Below are 12,797 nucleotides of genomic sequence, written 5' to 3'. Positions count from 1 at the left end.
ACGCGCCCCGCGGCGCGCAGGGCACAATGGTCCCGTGACCGCCGGCCGGACCTTCTTCGACGAGATCGGAGGCCTCCCCACGATCGCGAAGATCGTGGCGAGGTTCTACGAGGGTGTCGCCGCGGACCCCGTGCTCGGCCCGATGTACCCGGCCGACGACATGGCCGGCGCCAGCGAGCGGCTGACGCTCTTCCTGGCGCAGTACTGGGGCGGCCCCACGACCTACTCCGAGCGGCGCGGCCACCCCCGGCTGCGGATGCGGCACGCCCCGTTCGCCGTCACGCCCGAGGCTCGCGATCACTGGCTGGCGTGCTTCCGGGCCGGCCTCGACGAGGTCGACCTCACGCCCGAGCAGGACGCGGAGTTCTGGGAGTACGTCACCCGGGCCGCCGACTTCATGATCAACGCACCGGCCTGAGGACGCGATGCTTCCGGCCTCCGACAAGACTGCGGCTCTCCACACGCCGGCCGGCGGACAGTACAGCGTCGTCGTGCTGAGGCACGAGGGCGACTTCGCCGTCGTCGCGCGCCCGTCGGGCCTCACCGTGCCGGAGGGCCTGGAGATCGGCGCGGCCATCGACGTCACGTGGTCGGGCGACGCCGGGCAGCAGCTGGTGCCCGCCGAGATCGTCGCGACGACGCTCCAGTCCGGCATGCAGACCTGGACGCTGCGCCCCACCGGGACCCCGGTCGAGCTCGACCGCCGGGCCTACCCGCGCTTCGGCCTCAACATCCCGATGACCCTCGGGATCGTCGGCCAGACCCAGGCGCTCGCCTCCTGCCTCCTCGTCGACCTCAGCGAGGTGGGCCTGCGCGCGCGACTCGATCGGGTCGACGCCGAGCAGCTCGATCCCGACGTCGAGCTCGCGATCCGGTTCACGGCCGACGGGGTCGACTTCAACATGCTCGGCCGCTCTCTGCGACTCAAGGCCGTCGGCTCGGAGGTCGACCTGGTGGACGTCGTGGTCCTGTTCGACCTCACCCCCGAGAGCAGGACACTCCTCCGCACCGCCCTCGCCGCGGAGGACGACGACTAGGGTGTGTCTCCCTGCCGGGGCGCCTCCAGGACGGAGCGCAGCTGCGGGTCCGGCGGCGTCGGCGCTCCGGTCGCGCGGTCGACGAAGACCATCGCGAAGCGCCCGCGCGCGCAGACGGTCCCGTCCGTGTCGCGGATCTGCGCCTCGAGCACCATGGACGTAGTGCCGACCCGCTGCACCCACGTCCAGGAGTCGTAGGCCTCGCCGCGCAGCACCATCGGGCGCTTGTACTCCACGCTCTGGGCGGCCACGACGATCGCCGGGAACGCGGGGCCCTCGCGGTCGCTCGCGGCGCGGGCCAGCGCCAGCTGCCGGTTGAGCAGCGTGATCCTGGCCTCCTGGAAGTACTCGAGGTAGATCACGTTGTTGGCGTGCCCGTAGACGTCGAGGTCGGAGAAGCGCACGTGCACCGGATAGTGACCCAGGTCCTCGAGCCGTGCGTCGTCCGCCTTGGTGAAGGAGACCTCCGGCAGAGCCGTCTCCTCGAGGAAGACCTCCAGCTGCGCCCGCTCCTCCGGGCTGATCCGCCGCGGGCGCTCGTCGGCGAAGACGTACGGCACCAGCACGGTCTGGGCGGTCGCGTAGACCGTCCGCTCCCCCGGTCCCTCACCCGTCGCGCGATACACCTCGTACGCGAGGGTGAAGGTCGCCGCGCGGACCTGCGCGACCCAGACGTCGATCAGCACCGGGGTGGTGTCGAAGACCAGCGGGACGGCGTACTGGAGGTGCTGGGAGGCGACGAGCGTGCCCTCGACGAGCGTTCCCGCCGGCGCCGCGGTCACGCCGGGACCGTGCGTGCGGAGCAGATCGACCCGCGCCTCCTGGAGGAAGTCGGCGAAGACGACGTTGTTCACGTGGCCGAGGGCGTCCATGTCGCCCCAGCGGACCGCACAGGTATAGGTGTGGCGCACAGGCTCATGCTGCCAGTCGCCCCGACCGGCCGAGCGACTAGTGTCGGCGGCATGCCTGAAGCCGTCATCGTCTCCGCCGCCCGCACGCCCATCGGTCGAGCCTTCAAGGGCTCCCTCAAGGACCTCCGTCCCGACGACCTCGCCGCGTTCGCCATCAAGGCCGCGCTCGACAAGATCCCCGCGCTGGACCCGACGACGATCGACGACGTGCACCTCGGCTGCGGCCTGCCCGGCGGCGAGGCCGGCTGGAACATGGCCAAGGTGGTCAACACCCTCCTCGGCCTCGACACGGTGCCCGGCACGACGATCACCCGCTACTGCGCCTCGTCGGTGCAGACCACCCGGATGGCGCTGCACGCGATCAAGGCGGGCGAGGGCGACGTCTTCGTCTCGGCCGGCGTCGAGGCGGTCTCCCGCTTCGGCGCGGGCATGACCGACACCGAGGAGTCGCGCAACCCGCTCTTCACCGACGCCATCGAGCGCACCGTCGCCACCTCGATCTCCAACGAGACCTGGCACGACCCGCGCGAGGACGGCCTCCTCCCCGACGCCTACATCGCGATGGGCCAGACCGCCGAGAACGTCGCCACGCTGCGTGGACTGAAGCGCGAGGAGCTCGACGAGTTCGGCGTGCGCTCGCAGAACCTCGCCGAGAAGGCCATCGCCGCCGGCTTCTGGGAGCGCGAGATCACCCCGATCACCACGCCCGACGGCACCATGGTCAGCGCCGACGACGGGCCGCGCGCCGGCGTGACGCTGGAGGCCGTCTCCGGCCTCAAGCCGGTCTTCCGTCCCGACGGCGTCAACACGGCCGGCAACGCGTGTCCGCTCAACGACGGCGCCGCCGCGGTCGTGATCATGAGCGACACCAAGGCCGCCGAGCTGGGACTCACTCCGCTGGCGCGGATCGTCTCGACCGGCGTCTCCGGCCTCTCGCCGGAGATCATGGGCCTCGGCCCGGTCGAGGCGACGCGCAACGCGCTCAAGCTCGCCGGGATGACGATCGACGACATCGACCTCGTCGAGATCAACGAGGCGTTCGCTGCCCAGGTGATCCCGTCGGCGCGGGACCTGGGCGTGGACTTCGACAAGCTCAACGTCAACGGCGGCGCCATCGCCGTCGGCCACCCGTTCGGCATGACCGGCGCGCGGCTGCAGAACACGATGCTCAACAGCTTCGACTTCCATGACGTGTCCACCGGCCTGATCACGATGTGCGTCGGTGGCGGCCAGGGGATGGCCCTGATCCTCGAGCGGGTGTGATGCCGTGACCGAGTCGGTGCGCGCTCCCTTCGGGTCCTGGCCGAGCCCGATCACCTCGGAGGTCGTCGTCCGCGGCGCCGCCTCGGTCAACGGGCTGGCGCTCGACGGCGACGACGTCTACTGGTCGGAGATGCGGCCCGAGAACGGGGGCCGGAGTCAGATCGTGCGCCTCGGCGCCGGCGACCTGCTCCCGGCGGACGCCAACGCGCGCACCGCCGTGCACGAGTACGGCGGCGGGGCATGGTGGGTCCGCGCGGGCGCGGTCTGGTGGGTCGAGTGGGCCGACCAGGTGCTGCGGCGACTCGATCCCGCGACCGGCGAGTCGACGCCGGTCGTCGAGCCGCCGGCTGCCGCGCGCTCGGTGCGCTGGGCCGACGGCGACGTGCATCCGGTGGACGGCCGGGTGGCCGTCGTACGCGAGACCCACCCCGACGGCGGCGGCCCCGCCGAGGTCGTCAACGAGGTCGTGGTGGTCTCCCCCGACGGCACCGTCGAGGTGGCGGTGAGCGGCCCGGACTTCGTCGCCAACCCGCGCTGGTCACCCGATGGCTCCGCCCTGGCGTGGATCGAGTGGGACCACCCCGACATGCCGTGGGACGCCACCCGGCTCAAGGTCCGCCGGGGCGGCGCCGACGCCGTGACCGTCGCCGGCGGGGCCGACGAGTCGGTGATCCAGCCGGAGTGGCATCCCGACGGCTCGCTGTGGTTCCTCTCCGACCGCTCCGACCTGTGGAGCCTCCACCGCTGGGACCCCGCCTCCGGCGACGTCCGGGCGGAGGTGGAGGCAGGCGGCGAGATCGGGATGCCCCCGTGGCTCTTCGGCCAGTCGCGCTACGGCTTCCTGGGGGACGGCCGCGTCGTCTACGCGGTCTTCCGTGACGGCGCCGACACCGTCGTCGTCCGCGACGCCGACGGCACCGGCCACCCGATCGACGTGGGTGCGACGACCATCGACACCCTGCGCGTCTCCGGCGACCGCGTCGTGGTCGTCGGCGGGTCGGCACGGTCCGGCGACGCCGTACGCGCGGTGCGGGTGGAGGGCGACACCGCCGGCGAGCCCGAGGTGCTCAGCTCGGTCGTCGACCGCGGGATCGGCCCCGAGTGGTTCTCCGTGCCCGAGCACTTCGCCTTTCCCGGGTACGACGGCGAGATCAGCTACGCCTACCTCTACCCGCCCACCAACCCGGGGCACACCGGCCCCGACGGGGAGCTGCCGCCGCTCATCGTGCGGATCCACGGAGGTCCGACCTCCCAGGCCAGCCCCACCCTGTCGATGGGCGAGCAGTACTGGACCTCGCGCGGCTTCGCCGTCGTCGACGTCGACTACGCCGGGTCGACCGGCTACGGACGCGCCTACCGCAACCGGCTGCGCGGCACCTGGGGCGTGGCCGACGTCCACGACTGCATCGCGGTCGTCGAGCACCTCGCCGCCACCGGCCGGATCGACCCCGAGCGCGCCGTGATCCGCGGCGGCTCGGCCGGCGGGTTCACCACCCTGGCGGCCCTCGCCGGCTCCGACGTCTTCGCGGCGGGCGGCAACCACTTCGGGGTCGCCGACCTGGAGGCGCTGGCCCTGGAGACGCACAAGTTCGAGAGCCGCTATCTGGACCGGCTCATCGCGCCGTACCCGGAGGGCCGCGACGTCTACGTCGAGCGCTCCCCCATCACCCACGTGGACGCGATCACCTCGCCGCTGGCGGTGTTCCAGGGCAGTGAGGACGAGGTGGTCCCGCCTCGCCAGTCCGAGATGATCGTCAAGGCGCTGCGCGCCAAGGGCATCACGGTGCTCTACCGGCTCTACGAGGGCGAGCAGCACGGCTTCCGCGACGCCGCCAACATCCGCGACGCCCTCGACTCGGAGCTCGGCTTCTACGGCCAGGTCCTCGGGTTCGATCCGCAGACCGGATGAGGGTTAGCCGGGCCCGCCGACGGGGTACGAACCAGGTGACAGCACTGTCATACCAACGGAGGACGACATGACCGAACAGCCCCTGAGCGACGACGAGATCATCACGACCGAGGCGGGCGACCTGCCGGCGCCGGGCGGCGACGGCGTGGACGGAGACGGGACCGACGGCGACGGCGTGGACGGAGACGGAACCGACGGCGACGGTGTCGACGGTGACGGAACCGACGGCGACGGCGTGGACGGAGACGGAACCGACGGCGACGGTGTCGACGGCGACGGCACCGACGGAGACGGCACCGACGGGTCTGCGTGAGCGCCCTCGACCTGCTCAGCGGTGACGCCCAGACCTTCCTGGCGAAGATCTGGGCGTCACGCGTCCACGTCCATCGCACCGACCCGGACCCCCTGGTCGCGCTGTTCTCCCTCGAGGACGCCGACCGGCTGCTGACCTCGACCGCCATCCGCACCCCGTCGATCCGGATGGCGAAGGACGGTCGCGTGCTGCCGGAGACGGCGTACACCCGCAGCGGCGCCAGCATCGCCGGCACGCCGCTCAGCGGCCTCGTCGACCCCCGCCGGGCGCTCGCCCTCTTCGACGAGGGCGCGACGATCGTCTTCCAGGGGCTGCAGCGCTACCACAAGCCCCTGGCCCGCCTCGTCGCCGAGCTCGAGCTGGAGCTGGGCCATCCGTGCCAGGCCAACGCCTACCTCACGCCGCCCGGGTCACAGGGCTTCGCCGTCCACTCCGACACCCACGACGTCTTCGTGTTCCAGACCGCCGGGACCAAGCAGTGGGAGCTCCACGGCGAGGACGGCCCCGAGGAGCTCCTCGTCGAGCCAGGCCTGTCGCTCTACCTCCCCACGGGCACCCCGCACGCGGCCCGAGCGCAGGAGACGGTCTCACTGCACGTCACGCTCGGGATCAACCAGCTCACCTGGCGTGGCCTGGTCGAGCGCGCCGTCCAGCCGGCCCTGCGCGAGGTCGCCGCCGAGCACCTCCCGGCCGGCTACCTCGACGATCCGGGGCTCCTGCGCGAGGGGCTCGCGACCCGGCTCGAGCAGCTGGCCGACGCCGTACGCCGCCTGGACACCGCAGCGGTCGCCGAGGGCGAGATCCGGCGCTTCCTGACGACGCGCCCGACCCGCCTCGCGGGTGGCCTGCTCGACGTCCTCGGACGCGAGGCGATCACCGCCGACACCCCGCTGCGGCGCCGGGCAGGCGTGCCGTGCGTCGTGCTCGACCACGGCGAGACCCTGGAGCTGCTGCTCGGCGACCGCTCCCTGATCCTGCCCGTACGGATCCGCGGGGCGGTCGACGAGCTCCGGCGTCGGTCGGCACTGACGCCGGCGGACCTGCCGCTCGACGAGCAGAGCAACCTCGTGCTCTGCCGCCGCCTGGTGCGCGAAGGGCTGCTGGAGATCGCGTGAGCCCTGAGCCCACCAGCGTCGGCGAGGCGCCGTTCCGGTGCGCGGCGGCGAGCCTGGAACGGGCCGACCCGATCGCCGGCAGCGCGGCCAACGTGCGCACCTGGCTGCTGCTGGAGCATGCCGGTCCGTGGGGCTCGGACGCACTGCTCGACGCCCGGCTCCCCGAGGGCCTCGGCCGCGCGCTCAAGCAGAGGGCGCGGTCGGCCAGGGCCAAGGCCCTCCTCATCCGCCGCCACCGTGCCCGCGCGGACGCGTCGGCGCCCGTCCGTGTCTTCGCCGCGTACGCCGACCCCGTCTCGCCCCGCCTGGAGTCCGGGGTCCTCGCCGACCCCCGCGAGGCTCTCGAGGTCGACCTCGCCGCCCTGCGCGCGGGCGGCAGTAGCGGGCTCGACCCCGTCGAGGGGCCGGACCGCGACCTCTTCTGCGTCTGCACCAACGGACGGCACGACATCTGCTGCGCCGAGCGCGGCCGTCCGATCGCCGAGGCGCTCGCGGAGGCCTTCCCGGAGCAGACCTGGGAGGTGTCCCACATCGGCGGCGACCGCTTCGCCGGCAACATGGTCGTCCTCCCCCACGGCCTCTACTACGGTCACCTCGACCCCGCGTCGGCCCTCGGCGTCGCCGAGGCGCAGCGCCGAGGGGAGCTCGTCCTCGACCACCTCCGCGGCCGCGCCTCCTACGTCATGCCCGTCCAGGCGGCCGAGTCGTTCCTCCGCGCCGAGCTGGGGCTGCTGGGCCTGCCGGACGTCGAGGCGACGCGTCGCGTCTCCGATGGCAACCTGTCGACGGTCACCCTGCGAGCGCTCGGGGCCAGCTACGACGTGACGGTCCGCTCGACCCGATCGGAGACCGAGCGCGGCCGGATGACCTGCAAGGCGTCCCGCGACCAGCCCGTGCCGGTGCACGAGCTGATCGAGATCATCCGCCTCTGAGGCCCCACGTCGGGCCACTCTGTGGAGCGATCCTGTGGAACTGGGTGACTTCTCCACAGATGTGGTCGGGACACTGGTGAGCAGCTTCCGCCGCGCCTACGTTCACCTCGGACGACATCGAAGGAGCTGATCACGTTGGAGCCACGTCACCCCCGCACCAGTCAAGCCGTCGTCGAGCTCTACCGCGAGCTCCGTACGTTCCGCGAGGAGGTCAACGGCCGGTTCGACGCCCAGGACGCGACGCTGGACCGACACGAAGCAATCCTCAACCACCACACCGAAGTCCTCGACCGGCACGCCAAGACCCTGGACAAGCACACCGCCATGCTCGAGGAGATCCTCCGTCTCATCAAGGCAGCCTGAGCACCGCTGAGCGCTCCAGGCACGGCGGGCGCTCAGCGTGGCAGAGACTCAGTCGCGGGTGAGCTTGCGGTGGGTGACGCGGTGCGGGCGAGCTGCCTCGAGGCCGAGGCGCTCGATCTTGTTCTCCTCGTACGACGCGAAGTTGCCCTCGAACCAGAACCACCGGCCCTCGTCCTCCTCGGTGCCCTCCCAGGCGAGGATGTGGGTCGCGATGCGGTCGAGGAACCAGCGGTCGTGGGAGGTGACCACGGCACAGCCGGGGAAGTCGAGCAGCGCGTCCTCGAGGCTCGAGAGGGTCTCGACGTCGAGGTCGTTGGTCGGCTCGTCGAGCAGCAGCATGTTGCCGCCCTGCTTGAGCGTCAGCGCGAGGTTGAGCCGGTTGCGCTCACCGCCCGAGAGGACGCCGGCCAGCTTCTGCTGGTCGGGGCCCTTGAAGCCGAACGACGCCACGTAGGCGCGCGAGTTCATCTCGAAGTTGGCGACCTTGATGAAGTCCAGGCCGTCGGAGACGACCTGCCAGACGTTCTTCTTCGGGTCGATGTTGGCCCGGCTCTGATCGGCGTACGAGATCTTGACGGTCTGGCCGACGACGAGCTCGCCCGAGTCGGGCTGCTCGCTGCCGGTGATCATGCGGAAGAGCGTGGTCTTGCCGACGCCGTTGGGGCCGACGACGCCGACGATGCCCGCCCGCGGCAGCGTGAACGAGACGTCGTTCCAGAGCAGCTTGTCGCCGAAGCTCTTCGACAGGTGCTTGGCCTCGAGCACGATGTCGCCGAGGCGCGGTCCGGCGGGGATGTTGATCTCGCTGGTGTCGATCTTGCGCGCCTTCTCGGCCTCGGCGGCGAGCTCCTCGTAGCGCGCGAGACGGGCGCGCGACTTGGTCTGCCGGCCCTTGGCGTTGGAGCGCACCCAGTCGAGCTCCTTCTCGAGCATCTTGGCGCGCTTGGCGTCCTTGGCGCCCTCGATCTTGAGACGCTCCTTCTTCGTCTCGAGATAGGTCGAGTAGTTGCCCTCGTAGCCGTGGATGGAGCCGCGGTCGACCTCGGCGATCCACTCGGCGACGTTGTCGAGGAAGTACCGATCGTGGGTGACGGCCAGGACGGCGCCCTTGTAGCTCTTGAGGTGCCCCTCGAGCCACTGCACCGACTCGGCGTCGAGGTGGTTGGTGGGCTCGTCGAGGAGCAGCAGGTCGGGCTCCTGGAGGAGGAGCTTGCACAGTGCCACCCGGCGGCGCTCGCCTCCCGACAGGTTGTCGACGAGAAGGTCCGGCGGCGGGCAGCGCAGCGCGTCCATCGCCTGCTCGAGCTTGGAGTCGATGTCCCAGGCGTTGACGTTGTCGAGGTAGGTCTGCAGCTCGCCGGTCTCGGCCATGAGCGCGTCCATGTCGGCGTCGGGGTCGCCCATCTCGGCATACGCCTCGTCGAGGCGGGCCATCTTGCCCTTGACCTCGGCGACGGCCTCCTCGACGTTCTCCAGCACGGTCTTGCCCTCGGTCAGCGGCGGCTCCTGCTGGAGCATGCCGACGGTCGCGTCGGGGTCGCGGACGATGTCGCCGTTGTTGGGCTGGTCGAGGCCCGCCATCAGCTTGAGCAGCGAGGACTTGCCCATGCCGTTGGGCCCGACGACGCCGATCTTCGCCCCGTGGAGGAAGGACAGGGTGACGTTGTCGAGGACGACCTTGTCGCCGTGGGCCTTGCGGACGTTGCGCAAGGAGAGGATGTACTCGGCCATGGGACGAAATCCTAGTGGCGGGTCCCATGGCCGAGCACATCGAGCCGCCCCTCGCGCTCGTCCGGCCGACCTGGCTCAGGCGGCGGCCGAGAGACGGTCCCAGCCCTCGAGCGGGTCGGTCTTCTCGGGCGTCGAGTCGACGCCGGGCGCGGCCCACGACGGGGCCTCGGGCTCGGTGTCCTGCTCCTTCGGCTGCTCGGGGCGCTGCGGGCGGCGGAAGATCGTCGTGCCCCGGTTGAGGTCGTGGCCGACGCTCTCCGCCTCGACCTCGAACGTCGAGCGCTGGTTGCCGTCCTTGTCGGTCCACTCCTTGACGACCAGCCGGCCGTGGACGAAGACGGGGTCGCCCTTGCCGATCGACCAGGCGACGTTCTCGCCGAGCTGGCGCCAGGCGGCGACGGAGTACCACTGGGTGGTGCCGTCGTACCACGCGTTGGCGGCGCGGTTGAACAGGCGGGGCGTGTGGGCGACGCGGAAGTTGGCGACCTGGGTGTCGCCGGCCTCCCGCACGATCACGTCGCCTCCGACGTAGCCCCGCAGGGTGATGGTGGTGTCGTTCATCGATCTCTCCTGATCATCGGGACCCGAGCGGTCCGTTCGAGCAGAAGCCTCGTGACGGGCGCCGACGAGACCCGTCGACGGGCTCCGACCCCTGGGGACGACCGTGCCCCGGCGTCGCACCTGAGACGGCGAGCGGCCCGCCATGGGACGGGTGGTGCCGGTGTGACTCAGCCGAGGACGCGCGAGAGGCCGGCCCGCACGGCCGAGTACGCCGTCAGCTCGGCCTCCACGGGCGCCACGACGAGCTCGTGGCTGACCTCGGAGACGGCCGCGCGGAGCCGGTCGTCCGCCTGGGCGGCCCGGCGCCTCGCCGTACCCGCGACGAGGACGCGGCAGACCAACGCGAAGCCGATGCCGAGCACGACGCCGCCGATGAGCAGCGCGAGCGGCAGAGCGACCCCCACGACATGCGGGAGGGAGTCGTCGCCGAGCCCGCCGCTGGCGAGGGCGGCGACGGTCCAGACGAGGCCGCCGACGGCGGCGAGGATGAGGAGCCACTGCACCACGCGGACGACGCCCGCCCAGACCGGCAGCCGGTCGACGCCGAGGTCGGTGTCGCCCAGCGCCCCGTCGAGCGCGTCGCCGAGGTCGCCGATCCGCGAGACGGAGGCGCCCCGGATCGACTCGCGCCACGGCTCGCCCAGGCCGGCCGAGGCGTCGTCGGCGAGCGCGCGGACCTCGGTGTCGACCCGGGCGCGCTGGACGGCCGTGGCCTCCGGCACCGAGGTGCGGGCGCGGCCGGTCAGCTCCTTCGCCGAGGATCCGAGGTCGAGGTGGAGGCGCTTGAGCGGGTCGGGCTTGAGACCGGAGAGCCAGGAGACGATGGGCCAGCCGGTAGCGCGGTTGGCGCGCTGAGCGGTGGCGCGCTGCACCGCGTCGACGATGGTCGGGACGCCGGCGGCCTCGGCGAGGGCGTCGTCGAGCGCCTCGATCCGGGCCGGCGCGAGCGAGCGTGCCTTGGCCGTGCCGGACACCGACTCGATCCGCGTGGCGGCGGCGCGCAGGTCGGCCTCGATCCGGCTCCGCGTCGCCCGCTTGCCGGCCACTCGGTCGGCGATCTGGCCGCGCAGCTCCTCGACGCCCCAGCCGAGCTTGGCCGAGAGCCCGATCACGGGCACGTCGGGCAGGCCGTCGGCCGCGAGCAGCCGCTCGACGTCCTCGATCATCGACTCGCGCCGCTCCTCGGGCACCTCGTCGATGTGGTTGAGCACCACGACCATGACCTCGGAGTGGTCCCGCAGGGGCTGGAGGTAGCGGTCGTGGATGGCCGCGTCGGCGTACTTCTGCGGATCCAGCACCCACACGAGCATGTCGGCGAGCTCGACGAGCCGGTCGACCTCGAGGTGGTGGGCCACCTCCGTCGAGTCGTGGTCGGGCAGGTCGAGGAGGACGACGCCGTCGAGCGCGTTGCTCTCGCGGCGGGTGTCGAGCATCGAGTCGCGGGTGGTCTGGTGGCGCTCGGGGATGCCGAGCCACTCCAGCAGCTCGCGCGCCCCGTCCGCTCCCCAGACGCAGGCGGTCGCCCACGACGTCGTCGGACGGCGTACGCCGACGGCCGAGAGCTCCAGCCCGGTCAGCGCGTTGAAGGTGGAGGACTTGCCCGACCCGGTGGCGCCCGCGATGCCGACGACCGTGTGGTCGGCGGACAGCCTGAGGCGCCCACCAGCGCGGTCCACGACCCCACGCGCCTCCTCGGTCACGTCGGACGGAAGGCGGTCCCCGGCAGCGCTCACCGCTGCCGCGAGGCCGTCGATACGCTCGCCGATGTCGGTGGCGTCCCCCTTGAAGATCACGACGGTCAGCCTAACGGTCAGCCAGACCCCGAGAGATTCGGTGGGCCTCCGTGGAATCCGGCCCGCCGGGCGAGCAGCTCAGGACGGCTGGGGCACGGGCGAGCTGAAGAAGAGCCCCAACGCCAGGCCCATGACGAGGAGGGCCGTCCCGATCTGTGCCAGCCGCCTTCCCATCCGGGCACGCTCCCGGTCACCCGGCTCCCGACCACTGTCGATCACCGAGACCGCACGCGCGCCGTAGACCCATGCCGGCGGCCCGAGCACCGGGACGACCACGGAGACGATGCCGACCGCCAACGCGATGTCAGACCTGCTCCAGGCCACGCCGACTCCCAGTCACGGACGCGTCTCAGGACTTCTCGTGGGCGGCGGCGAAGCGGGCGTCGTCGACGCGGCGGGCGGCCTGGCGGAGGCGCTCGGGGGCGTCGGTGTCGATCCCCAGGGCGTCGACGAGCGTGGCGTAGCGGGCGGCCTCCTCGGCGAAGAGCACCGACACCGACGTCTCGAGGGAGGCGCGGGCGCGCTCGGCGAGCGTGCGGACGGCCTGGTCGCCGAAGACCGCCTCGAGCAGCTTCTGCCCGACGACGGCCGAGCCGCCGGCGATGCCGACCTCCGCCCCGGTCAGGCCGGCGGTGGAGGCGAAGACGACCATCATGAGCGCGACGGAGAGGCCGTTGACGCCGTACGCGAGGAAGCGCGCGGTGGTCCGCTTGTCGGCGCCCTCCGAGCGCACCATCTCCAGCACGTCGGCCTGCCAGTCGCGCACGGCGCGCTCGGCCTTGCGGCGCAGGTCGCGCGAGGCGCGGCCCAGGTCGGTCGGCGCGGTCGCCAGCAGGCCGCGACCGGCGTCGAGCTGGCCCCAGGCCCGC

13 protein-coding genes and 1 pseudogene are annotated in these 12,797 nt (G+C 72.1%); 8 read left to right on the top strand and 6 right to left on the bottom strand.

The window, feature by feature from the left end:
• The first annotated feature begins 34 nt into the window (after nt 1-34).
• Together QM572_RS17600 and QM572_RS17595 are read left to right on the top strand one after the other, a co-directional pair.
• Entirely contained in the window at nt 35-418 is a 384-nt protein-coding gene (locus QM572_RS17600; RefSeq protein ID WP_415095274.1) for a globin, read from the top strand.
• A gap of 73 nt (nt 419-491) precedes the next feature.
• The gene (locus QM572_RS17595; protein WP_415095273.1) at nt 492-1,037 is read left to right on the top strand and encodes a PilZ domain-containing protein; all 546 of its coding nucleotides are present in this window, start codon (nt 492-494) and stop codon (nt 1,035-1,037) included.
• Here QM572_RS17595 and QM572_RS17590 read toward each other — a convergent pair.
• Nucleotides 1,034-1,948, bottom strand: a complete 915-nt coding sequence (locus QM572_RS17590; RefSeq protein WP_415095272.1) for an acyl-CoA thioesterase — start codon at nt 1,946-1,948, stop codon at nt 1,034-1,036. The genes QM572_RS17595 and QM572_RS17590 overlap by 4 nt on opposite strands.
• A 51-nt stretch (nt 1,949-1,999) precedes the next feature.
• On the opposite strand from QM572_RS17590, the gene QM572_RS17585 reads away from it, so the two are divergent.
• The 6 genes from QM572_RS17585 to QM572_RS17560 all read left to right on the top strand — a co-directional run bounded on the left by QM572_RS17585 (nt 2,000) and on the right by QM572_RS17560 (nt 7,843).
• A complete protein-coding gene (locus QM572_RS17585) occupies nt 2,000-3,211 on the top strand; it encodes an acetyl-CoA C-acetyltransferase (protein WP_415095271.1) in 1,212 nt (403 codons plus the stop codon).
• Nucleotides 3,212-3,215: 4 nt separating this feature from the next.
• On the top strand, nt 3,216-5,120 hold the full coding sequence (locus QM572_RS17580) for a prolyl oligopeptidase family serine peptidase (RefSeq protein WP_415095270.1): 1,905 nt from the start codon (nt 3,216-3,218) through the stop codon (nt 5,118-5,120).
• 67 nt (nt 5,121-5,187) lie between these two features.
• On the top strand, nt 5,188-5,433 hold the full coding sequence (locus tag QM572_RS17575) for a hypothetical protein (protein WP_415095269.1): 246 nt from the start codon (nt 5,188-5,190) through the stop codon (nt 5,431-5,433).
• Nucleotides 5,430-6,548, top strand: coding sequence for a cupin domain-containing protein (locus QM572_RS17570; RefSeq protein ID WP_415095268.1), 1,119 nt, complete (start codon nt 5,430-5,432; stop codon nt 6,546-6,548). The genes QM572_RS17575 and QM572_RS17570 overlap by 4 nt, the downstream gene beginning before the upstream one ends.
• Nucleotides 6,545-7,480 carry a sucrase ferredoxin gene (locus QM572_RS17565; protein ID WP_415095267.1) on the top strand — a complete coding sequence of 312 codons (936 nt, stop codon included), beginning with the start codon at nt 6,545-6,547 and terminating at the stop codon, nt 7,478-7,480. The genes QM572_RS17570 and QM572_RS17565 overlap by 4 nt, the downstream gene beginning before the upstream one ends.
• A 135-nt stretch (nt 7,481-7,615) precedes the next feature.
• Entirely contained in the window at nt 7,616-7,843 is a 228-nt protein-coding gene (locus QM572_RS17560) for a hypothetical protein (protein ID WP_415095266.1), read from the top strand.
• A gap of 48 nt (nt 7,844-7,891) precedes the next feature.
• On the opposite strand, the gene ettA is transcribed toward QM572_RS17560, so the two are convergent.
• The 5 genes and pseudogenes from ettA to QM572_RS17535 all read right to left on the bottom strand — a co-directional run.
• Complete coding sequence (gene ettA, locus QM572_RS17555) at nt 7,892-9,574, bottom strand: energy-dependent translational throttle protein EttA (protein ID WP_415095265.1); 1,683 nt, start codon at nt 9,572-9,574, stop codon at nt 7,892-7,894.
• Between the two features lie 75 nt (nt 9,575-9,649).
• Complete coding sequence (locus tag QM572_RS17550; RefSeq protein WP_415095264.1) at nt 9,650-10,135, bottom strand: single-stranded DNA-binding protein; 486 nt, start codon at nt 10,133-10,135, stop codon at nt 9,650-9,652.
• A 167-nt stretch (nt 10,136-10,302) separates the two neighbouring features.
• Entirely contained in the window at nt 10,303-11,928 is a 1,626-nt protein-coding gene (locus QM572_RS17545) for a GTPase family protein (RefSeq protein ID WP_415095263.1), read from the bottom strand.
• Nucleotides 11,929-12,006: 78 nt separating this feature from the next.
• Nucleotides 12,007-12,252: a hypothetical protein gene (locus QM572_RS17540; RefSeq protein WP_415095262.1), complete on the bottom strand. Its 246-nt coding sequence runs from the start codon at nt 12,250-12,252 to the stop codon at nt 12,007-12,009.
• Between the two features lie 25 nt (nt 12,253-12,277).
• Nucleotides 12,278-12,797 (bottom strand): annotated as a pseudogene (locus QM572_RS17535) (ABC transporter); the annotation flags it as partial.

This window comes from Nocardioides sp., assembly GCF_047607365.1.
Classification (GTDB): Bacteria; Actinomycetota; Actinomycetes; order Propionibacteriales; family Nocardioidaceae; genus Nocardioides.
The sequence above is the reverse complement of the archived record's forward strand: the minus strand, read 5'-3'. Positions and strand labels throughout refer to the sequence as shown.

Bases quoted from the DNA above. Each gene is read 5' to 3' on its own strand.
- QM572_RS17575 (WP_415095269.1), top strand. From the start codon at position 5,188: ATGACCGAACAGCCCCTGAGCGACGACGAGATCATCACGACCGAGGCG.
- QM572_RS17585 (WP_415095271.1), top strand. From the start codon at position 2,000: ATGCCTGAAGCCGTCATCGTCTCCGCCGCCCGCACGCCCATCGGTCGA.
- QM572_RS17550 (WP_415095264.1), bottom strand. From the start codon at position 10,135: ATGAACGACACCACCATCACCCTGCGGGGCTACGTCGGAGGCGACGTG.
- ettA (WP_415095265.1), bottom strand. From the start codon at position 9,574: ATGGCCGAGTACATCCTCTCCTTGCGCAACGTCCGCAAGGCCCACGGC.